Source organism: Duganella aquatilis, from assembly GCF_009674565.1.
In the GTDB taxonomy this organism is placed as follows: domain Bacteria; phylum Pseudomonadota; class Gammaproteobacteria; order Burkholderiales; family Burkholderiaceae_D; genus Rugamonas; species Rugamonas aquatilis.
In genome coordinates this window covers 740837-765041 of record NZ_WKJL01000001.1, presented here as the reverse complement: position 1 = coordinate 765041, position 24205 = coordinate 740837, and the positions used below count along the sequence as shown (strand labels likewise).

Below are 24205 nucleotides of genomic sequence, written 5' to 3'. Positions count from 1 at the left end.
TCAGTGCCGACATTCGGACATTTCGCTCGCGAAATGTCCGAATGTCGGCACTGACCCCGATTCTTATCGGCGGCGTTTTTGCGCAAACGCGGCTGGCGTCATGCCGCTGTAGCGCTTGAACTCGCGGTTCAGGTGCGATTGATCCGTATAGCCCAGCTCCTGCGCCAGCGCGGCCAGGCTGACCTCCGGTTCATGCCACAAGCGGTTGCGCGCCTGCTCGAAACGCATCAGGCCCGACAGATCCTTGACCGTGTAGCCGGACGATTGCTTGAACTTGCGCTCCAGCGTGCGCACCGTCGCATGCGCCGCTGCCGCCACCTGGCTGACCGGCATCGCGCCGCTGGCTTCCAGCATGGCGGCGCCAGCCTTGAACAAGGTGCTGTCGACCGCGCGCGGACGGGCCTCCAGGAAATACCGCGACACCAGCGCCACCGCGTCGGCGATGCGGCCATCCGTCACGCATTCCTGCAACGGTTCCTGCAGCTGTGCCACCGGATGCGCGAAGATGCGCGGGCCGTCCTTGCCGGGCGGCAGGCCGAGCACGTCGAACACGGTCCATGGATAGCAACGGACGCCGATCACTTCCAGCCGGCCCTGCGTGGTCAGCACCACCGGCTGGTTGAGCAGTCCCATCAAAAACGGCGACGGCAGCGGCTGGCCGGCAAGGCTGCAACCGCTGCCGAAGTAGAAAACAATCTCCGCATAGCCGTCCGGGACGACTTCAAAGTCCGGTCCGGTAAATGGCCGGTCCGTGTACCAGAAGCACTTTATGGCGTCGCGCAGCGGTGCTGGCGGTTCAAATTCCTGATGCATAACGCCGAGTGTAGTCGAATCAGCAGCATTTTCTGCCCTTTTTGATGTTTCGCAAGCCCGCATGCCTTGAAATGCACCAAGGTCATCCCTATAATTAGCACTCGTTACGGTGGAGTGCTAACAACACCGAACCCAACTTTCCGTTGCAGCAATCTGATTGCTTTGACAACAAACTGTACCATTGTTAAAAATTAAGGAGTTTTGTATGAACCTTCGCCCTTTGAACGATCGCGTAATCGTCAAACGCCTCGACCAGGAAACCAAAACTGCGTCCGGCCTGATCATCCCTGATGCGGCCGCTGAAAAACCAGACCAGGGCGAAGTCCTGGCTGTAGGCAATGGCAAGATTCTGGAAGACGGCAAAGTACGTCCTCTGGATGTCAAAGTAGGCGACCGCGTCCTGTTCGGCAAATACGCCGGCCAGACCGTCAAGATCGACGGCCAGGAACTGATGGTCATGCGCGAAGAAGACATCATGGCGATCGTCACCAAGTAATTCTTGGCTGAACTGATCCCACTCAACACCTCAAGGAGTAATAAACATGGCAGCTAAAGAAGTTATCTTCGGCGACGCAGCGCGCGCCAAAATGGTCGAAGGCGTCAACGTCCTGGCCAACGCAGTAAAAGTCACCCTGGGCCCGAAAGGCCGCAACGTTGTGCTGGAACGTTCGTTCGGCGCCCCTACCGTCACCAAGGACGGCGTATCCGTTGCTAAAGAAGTCGAACTGAAAGACAAGCTGCAGAACATGGGCGCGCAAATGGTCAAGGAAGTTGCTTCCCGCACCAGCGACAACGCCGGCGACGGCACCACCACCGCTACCGTGCTGGCCCAGGCCATCGTGCGCGAAGGCATGAAGTTCGTTGCCGCCGGCATGAACCCAATGGACCTGAAGCGCGGCATCGACAAGGCTGTTGCAGCCACCGTCGAAGAGCTGAAAAAAATCGCCAAGCCAACCACCACCTCGAAAGAAATCGCCCAGGTCGGCGCGATCTCGGCCAACTCGGACACCTCGATCGGCGAGCGTATCGCTGAAGCGATGGAAAAAGTCGGCAAAGAAGGCGTGATCACCGTGGAAGACGGCAAGTCGCTGAACGACGAGCTGGACATCGTGGAAGGTATGCAGTTCGATCGCGGCTACCTGTCGCCATACTTCATCAACAATCAAGAGAAACAAGTTGCCGCCCTGGACAGCCCGTTCGTCCTGCTGTGCGACAAGAAAATCTCGAACATCCGTGACCTGCTGCCGGTACTGGAACAAGTCGCCAAGGCTGGCCGTCCACTGCTGATCATCGCTGAAGACATCGAAGGCGAAGCGCTGGCTACCCTGGTGGTCAACAACATCCGCGGCATCCTGAAAACCGTTGCTGTGAAAGCTCCTGGCTTCGGCGACCGTCGTAAAGCCATGCTGGAAGACATCGCGATCCTGACCGGCGGTCAAGTGGTTGCTGAAGAAGTCGGCCTGACCCTGGAAAAAATCACCCTGGAAGAGCTGGGCCAAGCCAAGCGTATCGAAGTCGGCAAGGAAAACACCATCGTCATCGACGGTGCTGGCCAGGCTGCTGCGATCGAAGCGCGCGTCAAGCAAATCCGCGTGCAGATCGACGAAGCAACCTCGGACTACGACCGTGAAAAACTGCAAGAGCGCGTGGCCAAGCTGGCCGGCGGCGTTGCCGTGATCAAGGTCGGTGCAGCCACCGAAGTTGAAATGAAAGAGAAGAAAGCCCGCGTTGAAGATGCACTGCACGCGACCCGCGCTGCCGTGGAAGAAGGCATCGTGCCAGGCGGCGGCGTTGCCCTGCTGCGCGCTCGCGCCCTGGTGCAAGGCCTGAAAGGCGACAATCCAGACCAGGACGCAGGTATCAAGATCGTTCTGCGCGCCATGGAAGAGCCACTGCGCATGATCGTGCAAAACGCCGGCGAAGAATCGTCGGTGGTGGTTGCTGCGGTTCTGGCTGGCTCGGGTAACTACGGTTACAACGCTGCCAACGGCACCTACGGCGACATGGTGGAAATGGGCGTTCTGGACCCAGCAAAAGTCACCCGTTCGGCACTGCAAAACGCAGCGTCGATCGCTGGCCTGATGCTGACCACCGACTGCATGATCGCTGAAGTCACCGAAGACAAGCCAGCCATGGGCGGCGGTATGGGTGGCATGGGCGGCATGGGTGGCATGGACGGCATGATGTAATATCGCCGGCCGGCTGCTGCAGCCTGCTCTCTGAAAAGCCCGCGTGCGCTTCGGCCACGCGGGCTTTTTTTGTCTGTTAAACTTAGGGCCATGAAATTACTTGCCCTCCTACTTCTTTCCACGCCGGCCTTTGCGCAGTCTGTGATTCAGACCGACAGCCTGCCGCTGATTAACGCGGCGCCCGGCGTCACCCTGCGCGAGTTGAGCGGCAAGACCGCGCCGCCTGATGCGCGCAGCGACAAGGTCAGCGTTGCCTGGTTCCGGCTGGAGCCGGGCAAGGCCAGCGCCTGGAGTCACAACAAGCTGGGCGAGGAATCCTTCTTCGTCCTCAGCGGCGAAGGCGAAGTCTGGACCGGCAGCAAGGTGCAGGCGGTGCGCGCCGGTTCCTACATCGTCATCCAGCCGGCCACCGTGCGTTCGATCCGCGCCAGCAAGGGCGTGCCGCTGGAGTTCTACGCCATCACCTCGCCGGCCTGGAGCAGCGACGACGATGTGCTGACCACCGCGCCCGCAGGCGCGCCGAAATAATGGCCACGCCGCCGTCCATCGCCCTGGCTGCGGACGACGCGGCCAAATCCCGCCGCCGGCGCTCGCTGTTCGCGGCCAGCACGGCGCACGCGGTGCATGATGGACTGACCGATCTCATTTATGTTTTGCTGCCGATCTGGCAGGCGCAGTTCGCCATCAGCTACGCGATGATCGGCTTGCTGCGCGCATCGTATTCCGGCGTGCTGGCGGGCTTTCAGCTGCTGGCTAGCCGCCTGGCGCGTCGCTGGGGACGCGAGCGCATGCTGATTGGCGGCACGGCGCTGGCCGGCGTGGCATATCTGATCGCCGGCCAGGCTGGCGGTCTGGCGACGCTGCTGGTGGCGCTGATGCTGGGCGGCCTTGGCGCCAGCACGCAGCATCCGCCGGCCTCGTCGCTGGTGACGGATGCCTATGAGCACGGCGGCAACGTCAAGGAGGCGCTGTCGCAATATAACTTTGCCGGCGATATCGGCAAGACGCTGATACCGGGCGCCATCGGCTTGCTGCTGGTGGTGGTCAGCTGGCAGACCAGCGTGACCTTGATTGGCTTGCTCGGCCTGGCTGCGGCCTTGCTGCTGTGGTGGCTGATTCCCTCTTCCGCCGGCACGCCGGCGCATGCGGAGCGCGCGCTGAAGGCAGGCAGCGGCAACGGCTCGGTCAGCGGCCTGCGCGCCTTGCTGGCGACCGGTACGCTCGACAGCACGGTGCGCATGGGCTTTCTCACCTTTCTGCCGTTTCTGTTGAAGAGCAAGGGCGCGGGCACGGCGGGCATCGGCATTGCGCTGTCGCTGCTGTTTGTCGGCGGCGCGTTTGGCAAGCTGTTCTGCGGCTATCTCGGCGCGCGCATTGGCATGATGAAGACAGTATGGGTGACCGAGTCGCTGACGTCGCTGTTGATCGTGTCGGCGGTGTGGTTGCCGCTGAGCGGCGTGATGATCATGCTGCCGTTGATGGGACTGGCGTTGAACGGCACCTCGTCGGTGCTGTATGGCGTGGTGCCGGAGTTGGCGGCGCCGGGCAAGCGCGAGCATGCGTTTGCCTTGTTCTATACCGGCACCATCGGCGCGGGCGCGCTGTCGCCGGTGCTGTTCGGGCGCTTGAGCGATGTGATGGGCATGCCGGTGGCGCTGGAGTCGCTGGCGGTGATTTTGCTGCTCACGCTCCCGCTATCGTGGCGCGTTCAGAAAGCGCTTTCGGGCTGACTGGCGCCTGCTGCCCACTCGGCACGCATCTGGCGCAGTAATTCCTCGCCGTTGTCCGGATAGAATTCAGGGTCGCGTTCGTCGAGTATGGCGGCTGCTTCGCTCATCGCGCGGGAATAGAACCTGATCGCTTGTTCATCCAGCTGATCGATTTCCTTTTGCTGCTCCGCTTCGATGCTTGCCAAGATCGCCAGCGTCAACGCCCGGCTTTCCGGGCCTGGCAGGCAATCTGGATGATCGACAAAGATGTCCGGCCGGATCGCCTTCGGCCAGGCCGCATGCTCAAATGCGCGCCCGACGTAAAACATCGCTTCGATAGCGAACGCCGGACTTCCCTTATTTTTGCGGAGTGAAGATCACCAGAGTCGGCATCCCTTTTGAGGCGCCAATAAATGGCCCTGGGATTCGAGCTTGGCGGTATGGAGTTTGGGACGCTGAGCACGGAGTCGGCGTCAAAGAATGGGGCGCACCAGGCGTAGTGGCGCTGGGCGTAATAGTGTTGGCAGATCTCGTAGGACAGGTCAACTCAGGCGTCGTGGTACTGGGCTTCGAGTTCTTCGCGGCGCGGCGCGTCGGCGATGTGGATGATCAGCGTTTCGTGCAGGTCGGCCGGATGCGCGGCGCGGTGCTTGGCGAACCAGAACACTTCCTCCAGGTCGTCATCCTCGTGCGAGGTCGAGATCAGCGCGCGCTGCTCGGGCATGTCCTCGTAGTCGGTGGCTTCCAGGAAGGCATCGTCGATCGCTTCCTGCCACGCCACACTCTCCTTGCCCCACGACAGCGCATACAGACAGCCGGATTCGACCAGCCAGCGGCTGACGTCCCACATCATGCTTTCGTGCACATCCGCCTCCACGGCAATGATCGCCTTGAACTGGCGCAGCCCTTCCAGCGCGGGCAGCTCGCTGTCGGGAGTAAGGTGCAGATATTTAACGGCGTGGTTTTGCATGGGAATGACTTAAGGCTGGGACGAAGGCCTGCATTTTACCAAGCTTCGCCACGCAAGATCAGCCGAAACGGGCGGCCGCGACACCGGGCACGTTGACGCGCACGGCGAACACGGCGCCGGTCAGCGGATGGGCCGCCAGTTGCTCGGGCGTGTTGTCCTCGCTGGCGGTGGTGATGAACAGCGTTTTCAGATCGTCGCCGCCGAAAGTGCAGGAGGCTGGATTGCGCACCGGTACAGGAATGGTCTCCAGCAGCTCGCCCTCGGCCGAGTAACGGCAGACGCGGCCGCCGCCCCATTGCGCGATCCACACGCAGCCTTCGCTGTCGACCGTCATGCCGTCCGGCGAACCTTCGCCGTCGCCGAACTGGCGCCATACGCGCGGTTCGCCCAGCGTGCCGTCGGCCGCCAGCGGGTAGGCGTAGGTGCGGCCTTCGTAGCTGTCGGTATGGTACATGGTGCCGCCGTCAAGACTGAAGGTCGGGCCGTTGCAGATGTGGTAGTCGTTCTCCAGCGCGTGCAGCTGGTGGTCGGTATCCAGGCGGAACAAGGTGCCGATGGCTTGGGCGTAATCGGTGTTGTGCATCGAACCGGCCCAGATGCGGCCGGCGCTGTCGACCTTGGCGTCGTTCATGCGCAGGCCGCTGTCGGCCGGGAATGGACGGTGCAGATATTCGATGCGCAGTTCCGGCTCCAGCCAGACGCGGGCGATACCGTCGCGCAGGCCGGCCATGAAACCGTCGCCGTCGCGGCGCGCGATCAGCCAGCAGATGTAGTCCGGCATGGCCCAGCTGCGGCGCTCGCCGCCGCCGGCATCCACCGCATGCAAGGTCTGGTTCTTCAGGTCGACAAAGTACAGGCGGTTCTGTTCGGCCACCCACAGCGGGCCTTCGCCCAGTTGCGCGCCCACGTCCCACAGGCATTGCACGTCATGCTTGCTCATCAGTTCGATTCCGTAATGTTTAGACAGCCGCCATCATACGGCCAAAGCGCGCCAGGTGTTGACGAAGCTGGCCGCTCGTTCGGCCAACTGTTCCAGCGTGACGCCCGGCGTGTACAGCGCGCCGCCGATGCCGAAACCGGTGGCGCCGGCCTTGACCCAGTCCGCCATCGTTTCCGGCGACACGCCGCCCACCGGCCATACCGGCGTACCGGCCGGCAGCACGCTCTTCAGCGCCTTGATGCCGCCGTGGCCGACCGATTCGGCCGGGAAGATCTTCAGCGCATGGGCGCCGGCGTCCAGCGCGGCAAACGCTTCGGTTGGCGTGGCCACGCCCGGCGCGCAGTACATGCCGAGGTCGGCGGCGCGGCGGATCACGGCCGGCACGCAGTTCGGCGACACCAGCAGGCGCCCGCCGGCCGCATGCACCGCTTCCACGTGCTCGACGTTGAGCATGGTGCCGCCGCCGACCAGCGTGTCCGCCAGGTCCAGCTTGACGATGGAGGCGATCGCCTCGATCGCGCCCGGACGGTTCAGCGGCACTTCCAGCGCCCGGAAGCCGGCGGCGTGCAGCACCTTGGCGACATCGACCGCTTCGGCGGGATGCAGGCCGCGCAGGATGGCGACCAGCGGCGTGGTGGGATGGGAAAGCGTAGTCATGATCAGGCCTTGATGAATTGGGAAATCGCGGTGCAGTACACCGCATGTGGGTCCAGCACCTTGCAGTGCAAGCCGAAATTTTCGGCCGCCAGCGCATAGCGTGCGGCCAATGCCGGGGAGCCGATGACGGTGATGCCCTGCCCTTCGGCCGCGCGCGCGGCAGCGGCGAACTCGGCGCCGATCAGCAGGCCGCTGACGGTGGCTGCCGCCTGCTGCGCCGGCGCCGAACGCGACACCACGCCGGCGCGCACGCGGAACAGCGAATTCGACAGCGGCTCGTTGCGCGCCGCCTGCGTCAGGCCGGCGGCAAAGCCGGCGGCGTCGCTGGTGTCGCCGTTCATCATCGAGGACAGGGTGCCGCCCTTGGACAGCATGGCGAACAGCTCGCCGGTCATATAGGTGGCAAAGGACTGGATCACGCCGTCGCGCAGCAGCACCCACTTGCTATGGGTGCCCGGCAGCACGATCCAGCCGTTGCGCTGGCCCAGCGCGATGGCGCCCAGCAGCTGGGTTTCCTCGCCGCGCATCACGTCGGCCGAAGCGCCGTTGCGGTAGACATAGCCGGGAACGATGTGGGCGCGGCCGCTCCAGGCCGCGTCGGTGATGGCGGCCAGGTGCCGCGGCAGCTGTTCCAGCGGCACCGAGGCGTCGAGGTAGTCGACTTCCTGCCAGCCGGAAGCGCTGCCCACCATGCCGGACATGATCACCGGCGTCTCGGCCGGCAGCCGCATCGCGTCCAGCACGCCGGCCAGCGAGGCGCCGAACTGGTCCCGACTGCCCACCGCCAGCATGCCCTGGCCGTCTTCGTGTTCGGCCAGGCAGGCGCCGGACGGGGCGATCAAATAGGCGCGACGATTGCTGGTGCCCCAGTCGATCCCCAAAATATTCTTGTTCACAGGCGTATCCTTTACTGATGCTGCAGCGATGGTACGGAAAACTGCCGTTAACAGCCAATAAATTATCTCGACGGATTAATACCAAAATAATATAGGCTCGCCATGAAAGCATGCCAGGAAGACCACGAAAATCGCGTAAAAAAGGGGCAAAAGTTGCCCCTAAGATGCCTTTAGTTTAGTATGGCCGACTATAAAATCAGTCTTCTGAATCCCACATGGAATTAAGCAAGCAGTCTTCCCGCAAACTGGTCGTCGCCGGCGTCGCCACGACGGTCGTCGCGCTGGGTCTGGCCGCCTGGTTCGCCAGCGCGCCATCGGCCGAATCGCAGGTGCAGGTCAAGGTGCCGGTGGCGCCGCCCGCCAGCGCCAGCAGCGCCGCCAGCGCGGTGAAGCCGGCTCCGGCCGCCGTCCCGCACAAAACGGCCGACATCAAGGATCCGCCGCCGCCCGGCGAACCGCCGGCCATCCGCACCAAGGAACAAGGCGCCGCTGCGCTGATGAGCCTGCCGGAACTGCAAGCCTGGTCGGCCCTGATCGAAAAGAATTCCAACGGCAAGGCGCACGGCGGCCTGCTGGAATACGATCCGGTGCCGCGCAAGCTGAACGGCAAGAACTACTGGCAGTTCAGCTTTGTGGAAAACAGCGCCGAGTCGGCGCTGCGCTGGGAAAGCTTCCTGGTGTCGTCCAGCGATGACGAAATCCTGGTGGAAGACGCCTCCAGCGACGAGGTCATCAGCCTGGCGCGCTGGCGGCGCGAGAAGCATCCGTCCAAGCGCACCAGCATCGACAGCAGCAACTAAGTAGAAGCTAAGCCGCCTTCACCTCTCCCACCGGCGCCGCCACCGACGCGGCGCCGCGTACCTGCCCCACCCACAGCACCGTCAGAATGGCCAGCCCGGCCGCGATCCAGCCATTCAGGCCGTAGCCGGCAATGTGGCCGGACGCTTCCGTATGCAAGGTCAGCCCGCCCAGCAAGGCGCCGACACCGGTGCCCACCTGCTGGATCGCCGCGTTGGCGCTGAGGAAGGCGCCACGCCGCGTCGGCTCCGGCACCGTCGTCATCAGCGCCTGCATCGGGATATTGCGGCCCGACGCCAGCACCATGAAGAACGGGAAGAACAGCATCACGCCCACCAGCGGTATCACCGGCATGTGGGTGATGAACAGCACCGGCAGGATGAACAGCAGCGAGACGATGCGGTACACCTTCTGCGCGCCGTAACGGTCCGACCACTTGCCGATCATGCGCGCGGTGAAGAAGGTGGCGATGCCGCCGGCCAGGTAGACATAGGTGATCTGCGCCGGCTCCAGGCCGACATTGCTGACCAGCACGGGCGAGATGAAGGGAATCACCATCATGCCCGTCATCATGTTGATGACCGACAGCAGGAAGGCCTTCAGGTGCATGGGCTTCTTGTACAGCGCGATCAGGTTGGGCACCGTGGCCGACAGCGGCGCGCGGTTCGGCAGATGGCTGTCCAGCGCCGGCAAGACGCGCGCGGCCAGCACCAGGATCGGCAACGAGCACAGCACCAGGATGTAGAACGGCGACGCCCAGCCATAGTGGGCGGCCAGCATCACGCCGGTCGGCACGCCGGCCACCGAGGCGATGCTGAAGGAAGTCATCACCACACCGGTGGCGGCGCCACGGCGGTTGGCCGGAATCAGGTCGCCGATGATGGCCATGACAATGGCGCCGAGGATGCCGCCGCTCAGGCCGGCAAAGGCGCGCGACAGCACCAGCACGTGGAAGTTCGGCGCCGCCGCGCAGGCCAGGTTGGACAGCGTGAACAGCGCGAACACCACCAGCAGCAGTTTCTTGCGGTCGAAGCGGTCGATGTACATGGCGGCGGCCAGGCCGGAAATGCCGGCGCACCAGGCGTAGGCCGACACCGCGCCCGACACGGCGGCCGGTTCGATCGAGAAGGCGCGCATCAGCTGCGGCGCCAGCGGCATCATCACCATGAAGTCCATGATGACGGTGAACTGCGTCAGCGCCAGCAGCCACAGCACCAGGCGCTCGCGCGCCGGAGTCAGGGGAAGCGCGCCGCTCATAGGGCGTTGATGTCGATGACGGCCTGGCGCAGGATGGCGCGGATCTGCTCGATGCGTTCCGGGCTGTGGTTGCCGGCGCGGGCCTGTTCGATGGCGGCGTGCTTCAGCTCGTGCATGGCGCTGCGCAGGCCTTCGCGGTGCTCATCGCCCTCGGCCAGGCGGGCCAGGATGGCGTCGACGAACTGGCGGTTCTCGGCCAGGAAGGCCTCGCCTTCCGGCGTGATGGTGTGCAGCTTCTTGTTGCCGTCGGCCGAGGCCGAAACGTGGCCCATGTCCAGCAGCATGGCCAGCAGCGGATAGATGGCGCCGGGACTCGGCGAGTAGCCGCCGCCGGAACGCTGCTCCAGCTCCTTGATGATCTCGTAGCCGTGGCGCGGCTTTTCGGCGATCAGTTGCAGCACGACGTAGCGCATGGCGCCGGCGTCGAACATTTTCGGACCGCGGCCGCGCGGACCGCCGTGGCCGCCGGGACCGCCATGGCCGTGATGGTGGGCAGGACCGCCGTGATGATGCGGATGACCGTGCGGCGCGCGCAGTGGATGCATGAATCGGAACATGTGAAACTCCTTAAGATATAACTTAATACGATATATCTTAACTCAATTTGCGCGCTGTACAAGCATCAATTTGTAACAACGCACCGCCCATCCATGCCGCAGCCACATAACAGCTAGCGCCATATTGACATTGTTTAATTAGTTTCATCTGCCACACTATTTCGTTCTCAAAAGAAACAGGAGGCTTCATCATGAACAGGTTTTACGATTTTAAAATTGCGACGAAATTGATGATTTCGTTTGCCGCAGTCATTTCACTGACGGTGCTGCTGGGCGTGTTCTCCATCAGCCGGCTGTCGCAGGTCAACCAGACCACCACCAAGCTCGGCGCCGAGTGGATGCCCAGCGTGCGCATCCTGCTGCAAATGAAAACCAATGTGGTGATCTTCCGCCTGCAGGAGCTGCGCCATATCCTGGCCATCGACAATGCCGAACGCGCCAGCCGGGAACAGGCGATGGACGTGCTGCTGGCCACGCTGCGCAAGCAGCGCGAGGAGTACCTGGCGCTGGCCAGCAACGACATGGAGCGCGCGGCGATGGCGGAATTCGGCGGACTGTGGGACCAGTACATGGTCGAACACGAACAACTGATCGCCCTGTCGCGGCAGGAAAAGGATGGCGAGGCCAACGGCTTCATCCAGGGCAAATCGCTGGCGATTAACAAGAAGCTGACCGACTGCCTGGAAAAACTCACCACCTACAACATCGACGGCGGCACCGCCGCCTACCAGGATGGCGCGCTGCTGTATTCCCAGGCACGGGGCTGGATCATCGGCATGCTGCTGGGCTGCGTGGTACTGGGCGCCTTGCTGGCGGTCCTGATTGCACGCATCATCTCGCGTCCGCTGACGCGCGCGGTGACGCTGGCGCGCAGCGTGGCGGCCGGCGACCTGACCAGCAATATCGAGATCGACAGCCAGGACGAGACCGGCCAGCTGCTGCTGGCGCTGCGCGAGATGAATGACAATCTGGCCGGCCTGGTCAGCAAGGTGCGCGATGGCGCCGAGACCATCGCTACCGCCTCCAGCCAGATCGCCTCCGGCAACCAGGACTTGTCCGCGCGCACCGAGCAGCAGGCCAGCTCGCTGGAGGAAACCGCGTCGTCGATGGAAGAGCTGACCAGCACCGTCAAGCACAACGCCGACAACGCGCGCCAGGCCAACGGGCTGGCGGAAAAAGCTTCCAGCGTGGCCGCGCAGGGCGGCGAGGTGGTCAACCAGGTGGTGGTCACCATGGGCGACATCAACGCCTCTGCGCAGAAGATCAGCGACATCATCAGCGTCATCGACGGCATCGCGTTCCAGACCAACATCCTGGCGCTGAATGCCGCTGTGGAAGCCGCGCGCGCCGGCGAACAGGGGCGCGGTTTCGCGGTGGTGGCCGCCGAGGTGCGCAACCTGGCGCAGCGCTGCGCCGCGGCCGCCAGGGAAATCAAGGAGTTGATCGGCGACGCGGTCGAAAAAACCAGCGTGGGTAGCAAACTGGTCGACCAGGCCGGCGTCAGGATGCAGGAAATCGTGGCGAGCATCGCACGCGTGACGGAGATGATGAGCAGCATAGCCGACGCCAGCCGGGAACAGACCGTCGGCATCGAACAGGTCAATGAAGCGATCACGCAAATGGATCAGGTGACGCAGCAGAATGCCGCGCTGGTCGAGGAAGCGGCGGCGGCCGCCGAATCCATGCAGGAACAGGCCAGCGCAATGGTGAGCCTGGTCAGCGTGTTCCGGCTCCATCCATCCGCCGCCAATCCGGCGCACGGCGCGAACCAGGCCGGCGCCGGACTGCTGATGCTGCGCTGAGGATGGTCAGCCGTCGAGGTGGGAAATCATCAGGCGGCGGTTGTCGGCCTCGCCGTTGCTGCTCTTGTGTTCGACCACCAGGCGCGAGTTCTGCGCGTCCAGCGAGATGCCGACCGACAGGATGTCGATCAGCAGCAGTTGCAGGATGCGCGAGATCATCGACAGGAAGCTGGTGCTGTCCTCGGTGTGATCGACCGCCAGGCAGACGCTGGCCTTCTTGGCCAGCGGCGAGTTGCTGGAGGTGATGGCGATGACGTCGGCGCCGGCCGCGCGCGCGGCGTCGACCGCCGCCAGCAGGTCCGGCAGCTTGCCCGAGTTGGAGATGGCGATCACCACGTCGCCCGGATTCAGCAGCTCGGCCGCCAGCGTCAGCAAATGCGAATCGCCGTAGGCCGAGGTGGGAATGCGGAAGCGGAAGAACTTGTGCTGGCCGTCCAGCGCCACCACGCGCGAATTGCCCATGGCGTAGAACTCGACGCGCTTGGCCTTGGCCACCAGCGCGATCGCCTTGTCCAGCGAACGCACGTCCAGCTGGTCGCGGAATTTCAGAATCGCAGAAACGGTATTGTCGATGACCTTGGCGCTCAGGTCGTGCGTGCTGTCGCTGACGCGCACCTGGCTGTGGCGCACCGGAATGGCGCCGGTCAGGCTGCTGGCGAACTTCAGCTTGAAGTCGGCCAGACCGAGGAAGCCCAGCGAGCGGCAGAAGCGGATCACGGTCGGCTGGCTGACTTCGGCCAGGCGCGCGATGTCGGCGATCGGCTCGTTCAGCACCAGGCGCGGCTGCTCCAGCACCAGTTGCGCCACGCGCTGCTCGGCCGGCGTCAGTTCGTGCTGCAAGTGCTGCACGCGCTCCATCAGCGTGTTGGCGCCGCTGCGGCCGCGCAGGTGCTCGGACAGAATCGTCGCCACGCCGTAGAACGCCGGGTTCGGCGTGGTGATCACATAGGTCGGGATCTCGGCCAGGTAGCTGGTGAAACGGCCCTTGGCTTCGAAGCGTGCGCGGAACGGCGAGCTGGCGAACCATTCGCCCAGGCGCGGCACGATGCCGCCGCCGATGAACATGCCGCCGAACGCACCCAGCGTCACGGCCAGGTTGGCGGTGGCGCCGCCCAGCATGGCGCAGAAGCATTCCAGCACTTCCAGGCACAGCGGGTCTTTGTCGGTCAATGCACCGGAGATGATTTCCTGCGACGACAGGTCGCGCACCTGGCGGCCGTTGCGCTTGGCGATGGCGCGGTAGATGATTTCCATGCCGGGGCCGGAGATCAGGCGTTCGGTCGAGACGTGCGACCAGGTCTGCCAGGCGTATTGCAGGATCGCGTATTCGCGTTCGTCGGCCGGGGCGAAGTTGGTGTGGCCGCCTTCGGAACCGAGCGTGACGAAGCCGTCGACGGTGGGAATCACGCCCGACACGCCGAGGCCGGTACCCGGCCCCAGCACGCCGATCACCGAGTTGGTGGCCGGCTTGCCGCCGCCCACCTGCATCAGGTCGGCCGGCTTCAGGCCCGGCAGCGACATCGCCAGCGCGGTAAAGTCGTTCACCACCAGCAGCGTGTGCAGGCCGAGCGCGCGGCGCACTTCGTCGGTGGAGAATTCCCAGTCGCGGTTGGTCATGCGGATGTAGTCGCCGCTGACCGGGTTGGCGACGGCCAACGCCGCGTGATTCAGGTTGACGCCGGCGTGGTCCGCCAGGTAGGAGCGCAGCATCGCCACGATGTCCGGGTAGTCGTCGCACTTGAGCACGCGCACGGCGCGGAACTCGCCGGGGGCGGTCTGCAAGGCGAAGCGGGCATGGGTGGCGCCGATGTCGGCCAGCAGGCGCGGGCCGTCGGCAAAGGCGGTGCGATTCAGTTTTTGATCCACTTCAGCTTGTTTCATCGTCGGTTCAGTCCAAACAGTTGGCGGAAGCATACATGAAATGTCAACTTCTCACTACGTCATTCCCGCCTGCGCGGCGGTCCCCCGCTGCGGAACGACGGTCAGGCCGTGTAGCCGAACCAGCCGCCGTAGGCCGGCAGCTGGACCTTGCCGTCGGCTGCGCTGCCCGGCAGGCCGTAACCTTGCAGTTGCTCGGCGCCGGCGCTTTGCGGCAGGTCCACCGTCACGGCTTCGCCGCTCAGGTTGAACACGGCCAGGATGCTGCGCTCGCCGGCCAGGTCGCGGCGCAACGCCAGCACGCTGTCCTGCGTATCGAAGAACACGATCTCGCCGCGCTGCAGCTGCGGATGCCGGCGGCGCCAGGCGACGAAGGCGCGGGTGAAGGCCAGCGACGACTCCTGGTCCGCCTCCTGCACCGAGGCCGCTTTGGCCAGGTGGTCCGGCGACACCGGCAGCCATGGCTTGCCGGTGGTGAAGCCGCCGTTGGCGCCGTCGGTCCAGGCGATCGGCGTGCGGCAGCCGTCGCGGCCCTTGAATTCCGGCCAGAAGGTGATGCCGTACGGGTCTTGCAGCAGTTCGAACGGCACGTCGGCTTCGGCGAAGGCCAGCTCGTCGCCCTGGTACAGGCACGGCGTGCCTTTCAGCGACAGCTGCATCGCCAGCGCCAGCTTGGCGAAGGCCTGCGGCGCGGCCGGGCCGCCCCAGCGCGAGGCCACGCGCGGCACGTCGTGGTTGCCCACCGACCAGGAGGCCCAGCCGCCCTTGACGCGCGCCTCGAACTGTTCGACCTGCTGGCGGATGTAGTGCGACGACAGCAGGTTGACCAGCAGGTTGAAGCTGTAGGCCATGTGCAGCTTGTCGCCGCCTTCGGTGTATTCGGCCATGGTGGCCAGCGAATCGTCGGAACCAACTTCGCCGATCGACACCGCCTGGTATTCATCCAGCAGCGCGCGCAGCTTTTGCAGGAAGGGCACGTTCTCCGGCTGGGTCTTGTCGAAGTCGTGCGCCTGCATGCCGTATGGATTGACGTCGGTGACGGTGATCGAGTCGCGGTTGGTGGCCGGCGGATTGTCGCGCAGTTGCCGGTCGTGGAAGTGGTAGTTGCTGGCGTCCAGGCGGATGCCGTCGACGCCGCGCTCCAGCCAGAAACGCAGCGCGGCCAGGTGCGCCTGCTGCACTTCCGGATTGTGGAAGTTCAGCTGCGGCTGGCTGACCAGGAAGTTGTGCATGTAATACTGGCGACGGCGGGTGTCCCACTGCCAGGCCGAGCCGCCGAACACGGACAGCCAGTTGTTCGGCGGATTGCCGTCCGGCTTGGGATCGGCCCAGACGTACCAGTCGGCCTTCGGATTGTCGCGGCTGGAGCGGCTTTCCTTGAACCACGGATGCTCTTCCGCAGTGTGCGCCATCACCTGATCGATCATGATCTTCAGGCCCAGGCTGTGCGCCTTGGCGATCAGCACGTCGAAGTCGGCCAGCGTGCCGAACAGCGGATCGACGTCGCAGTAATCCGAGATGTCGTAGCCGAAGTCCTTCATCGGCGACTTGAAGAAAGGCGAAATCCAGACGATGTCCACGCCCAGCGATGCGATATAGTCCAGCTTTGCCGTAATGCCCGGAAGATCGCCCACGCCATCGCCGTTGCTGTCCATGTAGCTGCGCGGGTAAACCTGGTAGATGATCGCGTCGCGATACCAGTCTGCGGCGTGGGGGGAAACTTGAGTAAGTTGCTTAGTCATAAGAAAATCCGGGGTTGGCTGGCGGGGATATTAATTTTGTAGAGAATATACATCACGAAAACAGATTTTTCAATCCGCAACCAACTGAACGAATACAGAGAATATTCGTTATAAAACAAAAACTTAAGCATTCTTATCCAGGATTCTTGAGATAAAAAATAGTAGTCAAACTACACAACCACAGGAGTAGATATAGTGAGCAGTACTGTCAGCCACAACGGCAACGGGCCGATGCCTCGGCAAATTCCCTACATCATCGCCAACGAAGGCTGCGAGCGTTTCAGCTTTTACGGCATGCGCAACATCCTGACGCCCTTCCTGCTCAGCACCCTGCTGCTGTTCATTCCGATCGGCGACCGCACCACCGAGGCCAAGCACGTTTTCCACACATTTGTGATCGGCGTCTACTTCTTCCCGCTGCTGGGCGGCTGGATCGCCGACCGCTTCTGGGGCAAGTACAAGACGGTGTTCTGGTTCAGCCTGATCTACGTGGCGGGCCACGCCTGCCTGGCGATTTTTGAAAACAATCTGAACGGCTTCTACCTGGGCCTGGCGCTGATCGCCTTCGGCTCGGGCGGCATCAAGCCGCTGGTGGTGGCGTTTGTCGGCGACCAGTTCGACCAGACCAACAAAAACCGCGCCAAGGTGGTGTTCGACGCTTTCTACTGGATCATCAACTTCGGTTCCTTTTTTGCGTCGCTGCTGATGCCGGTGTTCCTGCGCGACTACGGTCCGGCGGTGGCGTTCGGCATTCCCGGCATCCTGATGGCGATCGCCACCGGCGTGTTCTGGCTGGGCCGCAAGAAGTACGTGCACGTGCCGCCGGCCGCGCCGAATCCGGATTCGTTCAGCAGCGTGGCGCGCACCGCCCTGCTGGCGCGGGCGCCGGGCCAATCGCGGCCGGGCCTGATGGTGGCGGGCGCCGGCGCGGTGGCGGCGGTGGTCTCGCTGTGCATGACGCCGTCGTGGGGCTTTGTGATCGCGGCCTGCACGGCGCTGGTGCTGCTGCTGGCGTTTGGCGGCATCGGCGTGTCGATGCAGCTGGAACGCGCGCGCGGCGCGCATACCGATGCGGCGGTGGAAGGCGTGCGTTCGGTGCTGCGCATCCTGATCGTGTTCGCCATGATTACGCCGTTCTGGTCGCTGTTCGACCAGAAGGCGTCGACCTGGATCGTGCAGGCCAATTCGATGCACAGCCCGCTACTGTCGGTGTTCGGCTGGGAATTCACGCTGCTGCCGGCGCAGATGCAGGCGGTCAATCCCATCCTGGTGATGCTGCTGATCCCGTTCAACAACATCGCCCTGTTCCCGCTGATGCGCGCGGTCGGCATCACGCCAACGCCGCTGCGCCGCATGGGGCTGGGCATTGCGCTGTCGGCGTCGTCGTGGGTGGTGATCGGCATGATCCAGCTGTGGATGGACGGTGGCGACCGGGTGTCGATCCTGTGGCAGCTGCTGCCGTATGCGCTGCTGACCTTGGGCGAGGTGCTGGTGTCGGCCACCGGCCTGGAGTTCGCCTACAGCCAGGCGCCGGCGCCGATGAAAGGCATCATCCTGAGCTTCTGGTATTTGGCGGTCACGGTGGGCAATCTGTGGGTGCTGATCGTCAATGCGGGCGTGAAGAACGACGTGGTGGGCGGCTGGATCGCCGGCAGCGGCCTCAGTTCGATCGCCTTCCAGATGTTCTTCTTCGCCGCCTTCGCCGCGGTCGTGGCCGCCCTCTTCGCGCTGTACGCCATCCGCTACAAGATGGTGGATAATTATCGCAAGACGGCGTAACCACAGCGAGACAAGCCATGGTCATTTCATTTGAGCTGGATGCAAAAACTGAACAGCGACTCAAGAAGCTGGCCATGCGCACGGGCAAGAAGCTCGACGTGCACCTGCGAGAGCTCATCGCCTATGGCATCGAGGATTTGGAAGATCTCTATCTCGCCGAGTCCACGATGCAACGCGTTACCAGCGGCACGGAGCCGATCCACTCATCAGAACAGGTCAGGAAAAATCTTGGCCTGGCAGATTGACTATACGCGCCAGGCGCAACGCCAGCTAGCGAAGCTGGACAAGGCCGCCGCACGGCAAATTCTGGACTACATGGACCAGCACGTCGCACCGCAAACCGACCCACGTGTTCTGGGCAAAGCCCTGACAGGCCCACAGCTCGGCAACTATTGGCGCTATCGCGTGGGCAACTATCGGGTCATCTGCGATATACAAGACGGCGTTCTCTTTGCGCGCAGCCGCACCGAGTTTCAGCGAATTGGTAAACGCAGTCTCTGCGAGCACCATTTCGCTGCTCTTGAAGTACAGGATGCCAAGCGCCCCACAGTACAGCCTATATTCACAATGCTGCCGTGGGAGTTTTCACTACTTCTTGAGCAACCGCAAACTCTTCAGTCAAATCGAAAAGTATCAAAACTACAGATTCTGGAGTACCATAACCGCCAAATTCAAGGGTAATTTGCAGATTCTGTAACTGCACTACCTAAATTAACGGTTTGGAGACGATATGGCGGGCAAGCGCGGAATAGTGGTTGGGTTGGGAGGCGCGCTGGCGCTGACTTGTTTGGCGGCTTCGGCGGCGCCTTCGTTGGCGGATTGCGATGGCGCGTTTGCCACCACCCTGCACGCCGCGCCGGCCGTCGATGCCCGCGCGTATTGGCTCAATCGCCAGCTGATCAAGTGGCCGGGCGCGGATGCCGCCGGCGGCGTCTTCAAGCTTTACTACTCCGCCAGCGCACAACTGCACGCAGCCCCGGGCGCACGCGTGACCGGCGCCGATGGCGCGCTGACGCTGTCGCGCTTTGATGGCGGCCTGCCCGCCGACGTGGCGCAGCGCTTCAAGTTTGTCGGCAACGGCGCGCTGCTGGCGGTCGCCGACACCGCGCGCGTGCCGTCGGCCCTGACGCAGCAGGTGCTGCTGGTGCGCGAAGCCGACGATGGCACGGTGGCGGAGGCCACCTCGCTGCAAATCGCCGGCGCGCTGGACGACATCTACGCCAGCGCCGCCAAGGCCGATGATCTCGGCGTCACCGTCGGTCCCCGCGACGCCGGCTTCAAGCTGTGGGCGCCGACCGCGCAGAACGTGGCGGTCTGCACCTACGCCAGCGGCGCCGGCAAGGCCAGCGCCATCACGCCGATGACGCGCGATGACGCCACCGGCATCTGGTCCGCCCGCGCCGGCCGCGACGGCCAGTACTATCAATACCTGGTCGACGTGGTCGCGCCATCGGCAGGCCTGGTGCGCAACCTGGTGACCGATCCCTACTCGGTCAGCCTGACCACAGACTCAAAACGCAGCTATATCACGGACCTGGGCGCGGCCAAACTCAAACCGGCCGGCTGGGACAGGACGCCTGCGCCGAACAAGGTCGCCGCGCAAACCGACATGACGGTCTACGAACTGCACGTGCGCGATTTCTCCATCAACGACAGCACCGTCAGCGCCGCCCACCGCGGCAAGTTCGCCGCCTTCACCGAGACCGGCTCGAACGGCATGAAACACCTGGCCGCGCTGAGCAAGGCCGGCATGACCGATATCCACCTGCTGCCGGTCTACGACATCGGCAGCGTGCCGGAACAGGGCTGTGTCGCGCCGCAGATCGCGGCGGCCGCGCCGGACAGCGACACGCAACAGGCGGCGGTAGCGAAAACCCAGGCGCAGGACTGCTACAACTGGGGCTACGATCCGTTCCACTACAACGCGCCGGAAGGCAGCTACAGCACCGATCCGGCCGACGGCGCCAGGCGCATCGTCGAATTCCGCCAGATGGTGCAGGCACTGCACAAGACCGGCCTGCGCGTCGGCATGGACGTGGTCTATAACCACACCTTCATCGCCGGCCAAAATGAAAAATCGGTGCTGGACCGCGTGGTGCCCGGCTACTACCACCGCCTGAACGCCAAGGGAGCGATCGAACGCTCGACCTGCTGCGACAACACCGCCACCGAAAACCTCATGATGGGCAAGCTGATGGTGGACTCGGTGGCGCTGTGGGCCAAGCAGTACAAGATCGATTCCTTCCGCTTCGACCTGATGGGCCACCAGCCGCGCGCCGCCATGGAGCAGTTGCAGGCCAGGGCCGACCGCGCCGCCGGCCGCCACATCAACCTGATCGGCGAAGGCTGGAACTTCGGCGAGGTGGCCGACGGCGCGCGCTTCGTGCAGGCGTCGCAGCTGTCGCTGAACGGCAGCGGCATCGGCACCTTCAGCGACCGTGGCCGCGATGCGGTGCGCGGCGGCGGCGCCGGCGACAGCGGCGTGCAACTGATCACGCAACAGGGCTACATCAATGGCCTGGTGTACGACGCCAACGAACAGGCGCCCCAGCGCCCTGCCGCCGATCTGCTGCACGCGTCGGACATGGTCAAGGTCGGCCTGGCCGGCACCATCCGCAGCTATCCGCTGACCACCGCCGACGGCCGCACCGTGGCGCTGCAGGACATCGTCTACGGCGGCAACCAGCCGGCCGGCTACGCCAGCGAGCCGGGCGAGGTGGTGAACTATGTCGAGAACCACGACAACCAGACGCTGTACGACATCAACGCCTTCAAGCTGCCGCAGACCACCACCGCGCACGAACGCGCGCAGGTGCAGATGCTGGGCGCCGCCATCAACGCCTTCAGCCAGGGCGTGGCCTACTTCCACGCCGGCTTCGACATCCTGCGTTCCAAGTCGCTGGACCGCAACAGCTTCGAGTCGGGCGACTGGTTCAACCGCGTCGACTGGAGCTACCAGAACAACTATTTCGGCACCGGCCTGCCGCCGGCCGCCGACAACGGCAAGGACTATGCGCTGATCAAGCCTTTGCTTCGCAACGCCGCCATCAAGCCGGCGCCGGCGGACATCGCCTACGCGCGCGACGCCTTCCGCGACCTGCTGGCGATCCGTTCCAGCAGCACGCTGTTCCGCCTGCGCACGGCCGCCGACATCAGGCAGCGCCTGCGCTTCTTCAACACCGGCCCGGCGCAGGTGCCGACCGTGATCGCCGCCCACATCGACGGCCAGGGCTATGCCGGTGCGCACTTCAAGTCCATCGCTTACCTGATCAACGTCGACAAGACCGCGCAGCGGATCACCGTGGCGGAGGAAAAGAACCGCCGCTACACGCTGCATCCTGTCCACACCGGCATGGCCGCAGCGGACAAACGCGTGGCCTCGCAAGCCAAGTTCGATCAATCCAGCGGAACCTTCACTGTTCCGCCACGCAGCGCGGTCGTTTTCGTTGAAAATTGATGGATGCGAAAATCCTTCATCCTGATTCTGCTGGTGCTCGGCGGCTGCGGCGGCGGCGATTACGTCGCCCAGGCTAACCGCGCGCCGGTGGCCGACGCCGGCCCGGCGCAGACGGTGGCCGCCGGCACCTCGATCAAGCTGGCCGGCAGCGCCACCGATGCCGACCAGGACATCGTCAGCTATTCGTGGACGCTGGTGAAGCCGGCCGGCAGCAGCGCCGCGCTGCTCAACTATCATGTCGCCACGCCGACCTTTTTCGCCGATCTGCCGGGCGATTACGTCGCCACCCTGACCGTCAACGACGGCACGCTCGATAGCGCGCCGTCCTCGGTCACCATCACCGCGCGCTAATCCCCACGGCTTGTTTAGTAAATCCCGATAAACTCGGGGCGTCCCGTTGCCAGCCGCAGTGTAGCTGCTACACTGGTTTGTCTTCATCCAACGATAAACAGGACATGAAACTGCACACGCTCGCAATTCCCGCCTTGCTGGTCGCGCTCAATGCTTACGCCACCCCGGTCAAAGATCCGGTGGAACTGGTCAATCCCCTGATGGGAACCGCCAGCAAGCCCGAGCTCTCCAACGGCAATACCTATCCCACCATCGCGCTGCCGTGGGGGATGAATTTCTGGACGCCGCAGACCGGCAAGATGGGCAACGGCTGGGCCTACACCTACGACGCCGACAAGATCCGCGGCTTCAAGCAGACGCACCAGCCGTCGCCGTGGATGAACGACTACGGCCAGTTCGCCATCATGCCGGTCACCGGCAAGCTGCGCTTCAACCAGGACGACCGCGCCAGCTGGTTCTCGCACAAGGCGGAAACCGCCAAGCCGTACTACTACAGCGTGTACCTGGCCGACGCCGACGTCACCACCGAGATCACGCCGACCGAACGCGCCGCGCAGTTCCGCTTCACCTATCCGAAGACCGATGAAGCCTACGTGGTGGTGGACGCCTACGACAAGGGCTCCTACATCAAGGTGCTGCCGGAGCAGCGCAAGATCGTCGGCTACAGCACCCGCTACGCGCGCGGCCCGCTGCCGAACTTCAAGAACTACTTTGTCATCTACTTCGACAAGCCGTTCACCTCCTCCCGCATCTGGAGCGGCAACAAGCTGGTGGAAGGCGTGACGGAGCTGGCCAGCGAGCATAGCGGCGCGGTGGTCGGCTTCAAGACCGAAAAGGGCGAGAAGGTCGGCATGCGTGTCGCCTCCTCCTTCATCAGCGAGGAACAGGCGGAGTTGAACCTGAAGCGCGAACTGGCCGACGACAGCTTCGACGCCACCGCGCAAAAGGGCAAGGACATCTGGAACAAGACGCTGGGCCGCATCAGCGTCGAAGGCGGCAGCGTCGACCAGACCCGCACCTTCTATTCCAGCCTGTATCGCATGCTGTTCTTCCCGAACAAACTGTACGAGGTCGATGCCAACAACCAGATCGTCCACTGGAGTCCTTACAACGGCAAGATCCTGCCCGGCTATATGTTTGCCGGCACCGGCTTCTGGGACACCTTCCGCGCGCTGTATCCGTTCCTGAACCTGATGTACCCGTCGATCAACAAGGAGATGCAGGCCGGCCTGGTCAACGACTACAAGGAAGGCGGCTGGCTGCCTGAATGGTCCAGCCCTGGCCTGGCCAACGTCATGGTCGGCAACAACTCGGCCTCGGTGGTGGCGGAAGCCTACGTCAAGGGCCTGCGCGGCTACGACATCGAGACCCTGTGGCAGGCGCTCAAGCACGGCGCCGACAACGAGGGCCCGATGGACGCCGTCGGCCGCAAGGGCGTCAAGTACTACAACGAGTTGGGCTACGTGCCGTACGACGTGAAGATCAACGAGAACGCCGCGCGCACGCTGGAATACTCGTACGACGATTTCGCCATCTGGCAGCTGGGCAAGGCGCTGGGCAAGCCGGAGTCGGAAATCACCATCTACAAGCAGCGCGCGATGAACTACAAGAAGCTGTTCGATCCGGAGTCGGGTCTGATGCGCGGCAAGAACAAGGATGGCAGCTTCCAGTCGCCGTTCAATCCCTTCAAGTGGGGCGACGCCTTCACCGAGGGCAACAGCTGGCACTACACCTGGTCGGTGTTCCAGGACGTCGACGGCCTGGTGCAGCTGATGGGCGGCCGCGACAAATTCGTCGCCAAGCTCGATCAGGTGTTCTCGCTGCCGCCGACCTTCGACGACAGCTACTACGGTGAGGTGATCCACGAGATCCGCGAAATGCAGATCGCCAACATGGGCCAGTACGCCCACGGCAACCAGCCGATCCAGCACATGATCTACCTGTACGGCTACGCCGGCGCGCCGTGGAAAACCCAGTACTGGGCGCGCGAGACCATGAACCGCCTGTACAAGGCCACGCCGGACGGCTACTGCGGCGACGAGGACAACGGCCAGACCTCGGCCTGGTATGTGTTCTCGGCGCTGGGCTTCTACCCGGTGACGCCGGCCGTGCCGCAGTATGTGCTCGGTGCGCCGCTGTTCCCGAAAGCCACGCTGCATCTGGAGAATGGCAAAACCGTCACCATCAACGCGCCGGCCAACAGCGACGCCCAGCGCTATGTGCGCACGCTGAAGGTGAACGGCAAGCCGTACGCCCACAACTGGCTCGATCATGCGGCGCTGATGCGCGGCGCCACGCTGGACTTCGACATGACGGCGCAGCCCAATACCCAGCGCGGCACCACGCCGGCCGACGCGCCGTATTCGCTATCGACCCAATAGAAATTGCCGTTAGCGGCGCGGGCGGGATC

At 63.8% G+C, this 24205-nt stretch carries 22 protein-coding genes; 12 read left to right on the top strand and 10 right to left on the bottom strand.

What is annotated here, in order from left to right; all coding sequences use genetic code 11:
* Positions 1-63: 63 nt before the first annotated feature.
* Positions 64-813: a helix-turn-helix domain-containing protein gene (locus GJ698_RS03515; RefSeq protein ID WP_154356173.1), complete on the bottom strand. Its 750-nt coding sequence runs from the start codon at positions 811-813 to the stop codon at positions 64-66.
* Between the two features lie 205 nt (positions 814-1018).
* Here GJ698_RS03515 and groES point away from each other — a divergent pair, with 205 nt between their 5' ends.
* The 4 genes from groES to GJ698_RS03495 all read left to right on the top strand — a co-directional run bounded on the left by groES (position 1019) and on the right by GJ698_RS03495 (position 4732).
* On the top strand, positions 1019-1309 hold the full coding sequence (gene groES / locus GJ698_RS03510) for a co-chaperone GroES (RefSeq protein ID WP_026637491.1): 291 nt from the start codon (positions 1019-1021) through the stop codon (positions 1307-1309).
* Between the two features lie 46 nt (positions 1310-1355).
* Positions 1356-3002: a chaperonin GroEL gene (gene groL, locus GJ698_RS03505; RefSeq protein WP_154356172.1), complete on the top strand. Its 1647-nt coding sequence runs from the start codon at positions 1356-1358 to the stop codon at positions 3000-3002.
* Between the two features lie 141 nt (positions 3003-3143).
* Positions 3144-3530 (top strand): cupin domain-containing protein, encoded by a 387-nt coding sequence (locus tag GJ698_RS03500; protein ID WP_166454797.1) that lies wholly within the window; start codon positions 3144-3146, stop codon positions 3528-3530.
* The gene (locus GJ698_RS03495) at positions 3530-4732 is read left to right on the top strand and encodes an MFS transporter (RefSeq protein ID WP_154356170.1); all 1203 of its coding nucleotides are present in this window, start codon (positions 3530-3532) and stop codon (positions 4730-4732) included. Before GJ698_RS03500 ends, GJ698_RS03495 begins: the two co-directional genes overlap by 1 nt.
* Here the strand turns inward: GJ698_RS03495 and GJ698_RS03490 are convergent.
* The 5 genes from GJ698_RS03490 to GJ698_RS03470 all read right to left on the bottom strand — a co-directional run bounded on the left by GJ698_RS03490 (position 4711) and on the right by GJ698_RS03470 (position 8174).
* Complete coding sequence (locus GJ698_RS03490; RefSeq protein WP_154356169.1) at positions 4711-5040, bottom strand: hypothetical protein; 330 nt, start codon at positions 5038-5040, stop codon at positions 4711-4713. The two genes, GJ698_RS03495 and GJ698_RS03490, sit on opposite strands and share 22 nt — an antisense overlap.
* 218 nt (positions 5041-5258) lie before the next feature.
* Positions 5259-5681: a DUF7684 family protein gene (locus tag GJ698_RS03485; protein WP_154356168.1), complete on the bottom strand. Its 423-nt coding sequence runs from the start codon at positions 5679-5681 to the stop codon at positions 5259-5261.
* Between the two features lie 58 nt (positions 5682-5739).
* Positions 5740-6621 carry an SMP-30/gluconolactonase/LRE family protein gene (locus tag GJ698_RS03480; RefSeq protein WP_154356167.1) on the bottom strand — a complete coding sequence of 294 codons (882 nt, stop codon included), beginning with the start codon at positions 6619-6621 and terminating at the stop codon, positions 5740-5742.
* Positions 6622-6654: 33 nt separating this feature from the next.
* On the bottom strand, positions 6655-7278 hold the full coding sequence (locus tag GJ698_RS03475) for a 2-dehydro-3-deoxy-6-phosphogalactonate aldolase (protein WP_154356166.1): 624 nt from the start codon (positions 7276-7278) through the stop codon (positions 6655-6657).
* Between the two features lie 2 nt (positions 7279-7280).
* Entirely contained in the window at positions 7281-8174 is an 894-nt protein-coding gene (locus GJ698_RS03470; RefSeq protein WP_371865115.1) for a 2-dehydro-3-deoxygalactonokinase, read from the bottom strand.
* Between the two features lie 215 nt (positions 8175-8389).
* Here GJ698_RS03470 and GJ698_RS30785 point away from each other — a divergent pair, with 215 nt between their 5' ends.
* On the top strand, positions 8390-8974 hold the full coding sequence (locus GJ698_RS30785; RefSeq protein ID WP_229259807.1) for a hypothetical protein: 585 nt from the start codon (positions 8390-8392) through the stop codon (positions 8972-8974).
* A 7-nt stretch (positions 8975-8981) separates the two neighbouring features.
* Here GJ698_RS30785 and GJ698_RS03460 read toward each other — a convergent pair whose 3' ends face one another.
* Together GJ698_RS03460 and GJ698_RS03455 are read right to left on the bottom strand one after the other, a co-directional pair.
* Positions 8982-10229 carry an MFS transporter gene (locus GJ698_RS03460; protein ID WP_154356164.1) on the bottom strand — a complete coding sequence of 416 codons (1248 nt, stop codon included), beginning with the start codon at positions 10227-10229 and terminating at the stop codon, positions 8982-8984.
* Positions 10226-10786, bottom strand: a complete 561-nt coding sequence (locus tag GJ698_RS03455) for a PadR family transcriptional regulator (protein WP_154356163.1) — start codon at positions 10784-10786, stop codon at positions 10226-10228. Before GJ698_RS03455 ends, GJ698_RS03460 begins: the two co-directional genes overlap by 4 nt.
* Before the next feature lie 191 nt (positions 10787-10977).
* On the opposite strand from GJ698_RS03455, the gene GJ698_RS30775 reads away from it, so the two are divergent.
* Entirely contained in the window at positions 10978-12588 is a 1611-nt protein-coding gene (locus tag GJ698_RS30775; protein WP_154356162.1) for a methyl-accepting chemotaxis protein, read from the top strand.
* Between the two features lie 6 nt (positions 12589-12594).
* On the opposite strand, the gene GJ698_RS03445 is transcribed toward GJ698_RS30775, so the two are convergent.
* Together GJ698_RS03445 and GJ698_RS03440 are read right to left on the bottom strand one after the other, a co-directional pair.
* Positions 12595-14469 carry a glucokinase gene (locus tag GJ698_RS03445; protein ID WP_154356161.1) on the bottom strand — a complete coding sequence of 625 codons (1875 nt, stop codon included), beginning with the start codon at positions 14467-14469 and terminating at the stop codon, positions 12595-12597.
* Between the two features lie 101 nt (positions 14470-14570).
* On the bottom strand, positions 14571-16208 hold the full coding sequence (locus GJ698_RS03440) for an alpha-glucosidase (protein WP_154356160.1): 1638 nt from the start codon (positions 16206-16208) through the stop codon (positions 14571-14573).
* 231 nt (positions 16209-16439) lie between these two features.
* Between GJ698_RS03440 and GJ698_RS03435 the strand changes: the two genes are divergently transcribed.
* The 6 genes from GJ698_RS03435 to GJ698_RS03410 all read left to right on the top strand — a co-directional run bounded on the left by GJ698_RS03435 (position 16440) and on the right by GJ698_RS03410 (position 24176).
* On the top strand, positions 16440-17987 hold the full coding sequence (locus GJ698_RS03435) for a POT-type proton-dependent oligopeptide transporter (RefSeq protein ID WP_154356389.1): 1548 nt from the start codon (positions 16440-16442) through the stop codon (positions 17985-17987).
* A gap of 17 nt (positions 17988-18004) precedes the next feature.
* Positions 18005-18232 carry a type II toxin-antitoxin system RelB family antitoxin gene (gene relB / locus GJ698_RS03430; RefSeq protein WP_154356159.1) on the top strand — a complete coding sequence of 76 codons (228 nt, stop codon included), beginning with the start codon at positions 18005-18007 and terminating at the stop codon, positions 18230-18232.
* On the top strand, positions 18216-18668 hold the full coding sequence (locus GJ698_RS03425) for a type II toxin-antitoxin system RelE family toxin (RefSeq protein ID WP_154356158.1): 453 nt from the start codon (positions 18216-18218) through the stop codon (positions 18666-18668). Before relB ends, GJ698_RS03425 begins: the two co-directional genes overlap by 17 nt.
* A 49-nt stretch (positions 18669-18717) precedes the next feature.
* Positions 18718-21444 (top strand): alpha-1,6-glucosidase domain-containing protein, encoded by a 2727-nt coding sequence (locus tag GJ698_RS03420; RefSeq protein WP_154356157.1) that lies wholly within the window; start codon positions 18718-18720, stop codon positions 21442-21444.
* Positions 21445-21447: 3 nt separating this feature from the next.
* Positions 21448-21795 carry a PKD domain-containing protein gene (locus GJ698_RS03415; protein WP_154356156.1) on the top strand — a complete coding sequence of 116 codons (348 nt, stop codon included), beginning with the start codon at positions 21448-21450 and terminating at the stop codon, positions 21793-21795.
* 104 nt (positions 21796-21899) lie between these two features.
* Positions 21900-24176 (top strand): GH92 family glycosyl hydrolase, encoded by a 2277-nt coding sequence (locus GJ698_RS03410; RefSeq protein WP_154356155.1) that lies wholly within the window; start codon positions 21900-21902, stop codon positions 24174-24176.
* Positions 24177-24205 lie beyond the last annotated feature (29 nt).

What these genes read in the sequence shown, in the direction of transcription:
- groES (WP_026637491.1), top strand. Translation starts at nt 1,019, where the DNA reads ATGAACCTTCGCCCTTTGAACGATCGCGTAATCGTCAAACGCCTCGAC.
- groL (WP_154356172.1), top strand. Translation starts at nt 1,356, where the DNA reads ATGGCAGCTAAAGAAGTTATCTTCGGCGACGCAGCGCGCGCCAAAATG.
- GJ698_RS03480 (WP_154356167.1), bottom strand. Translation starts at nt 6,621, where the DNA reads ATGAGCAAGCATGACGTGCAATGCCTGTGGGACGTGGGCGCGCAACTG.
- GJ698_RS03475 (WP_154356166.1), bottom strand. Translation starts at nt 7,278, where the DNA reads ATGACTACGCTTTCCCATCCCACCACGCCGCTGGTCGCCATCCTGCGC.
- GJ698_RS03440 (WP_154356160.1), bottom strand. Translation starts at nt 16,208, where the DNA reads ATGACTAAGCAACTTACTCAAGTTTCCCCCCACGCCGCAGACTGGTAT.
- GJ698_RS03490 (WP_154356169.1), bottom strand. Translation starts at nt 5,040, where the DNA reads ATGTTTTACGTCGGGCGCGCATTTGAGCATGCGGCCTGGCCGAAGGCG.
- GJ698_RS03445 (WP_154356161.1), bottom strand. Translation starts at nt 14,469, where the DNA reads ATGAAACAAGCTGAAGTGGATCAAAAACTGAATCGCACCGCCTTTGCC.
- GJ698_RS03515 (WP_154356173.1), bottom strand. Translation starts at nt 813, where the DNA reads ATGCATCAGGAATTTGAACCGCCAGCACCGCTGCGCGACGCCATAAAG.
- GJ698_RS03415 (WP_154356156.1), top strand. Translation starts at nt 21,448, where the DNA reads ATGCGAAAATCCTTCATCCTGATTCTGCTGGTGCTCGGCGGCTGCGGC.
- GJ698_RS03420 (WP_154356157.1), top strand. Translation starts at nt 18,718, where the DNA reads ATGGCGGGCAAGCGCGGAATAGTGGTTGGGTTGGGAGGCGCGCTGGCG.
- GJ698_RS03435 (WP_154356389.1), top strand. Translation starts at nt 16,440, where the DNA reads ATGCCTCGGCAAATTCCCTACATCATCGCCAACGAAGGCTGCGAGCGT.
- GJ698_RS30785 (WP_229259807.1), top strand. Translation starts at nt 8,390, where the DNA reads ATGGAATTAAGCAAGCAGTCTTCCCGCAAACTGGTCGTCGCCGGCGTC.
- GJ698_RS03455 (WP_154356163.1), bottom strand. Translation starts at nt 10,786, where the DNA reads ATGTTCCGATTCATGCATCCACTGCGCGCGCCGCACGGTCATCCGCAT.
- GJ698_RS03495 (WP_154356170.1), top strand. Translation starts at nt 3,530, where the DNA reads ATGGCCACGCCGCCGTCCATCGCCCTGGCTGCGGACGACGCGGCCAAA.
- GJ698_RS30775 (WP_154356162.1), top strand. Translation starts at nt 10,978, where the DNA reads ATGAACAGGTTTTACGATTTTAAAATTGCGACGAAATTGATGATTTCG.
- GJ698_RS03485 (WP_154356168.1), bottom strand. Translation starts at nt 5,681, where the DNA reads ATGCAAAACCACGCCGTTAAATATCTGCACCTTACTCCCGACAGCGAG.
- GJ698_RS03410 (WP_154356155.1), top strand. Translation starts at nt 21,900, where the DNA reads ATGAAACTGCACACGCTCGCAATTCCCGCCTTGCTGGTCGCGCTCAAT.
- GJ698_RS03460 (WP_154356164.1), bottom strand. Translation starts at nt 10,229, where the DNA reads ATGAGCGGCGCGCTTCCCCTGACTCCGGCGCGCGAGCGCCTGGTGCTG.
- relB (WP_154356159.1), top strand. Translation starts at nt 18,005, where the DNA reads ATGGTCATTTCATTTGAGCTGGATGCAAAAACTGAACAGCGACTCAAG.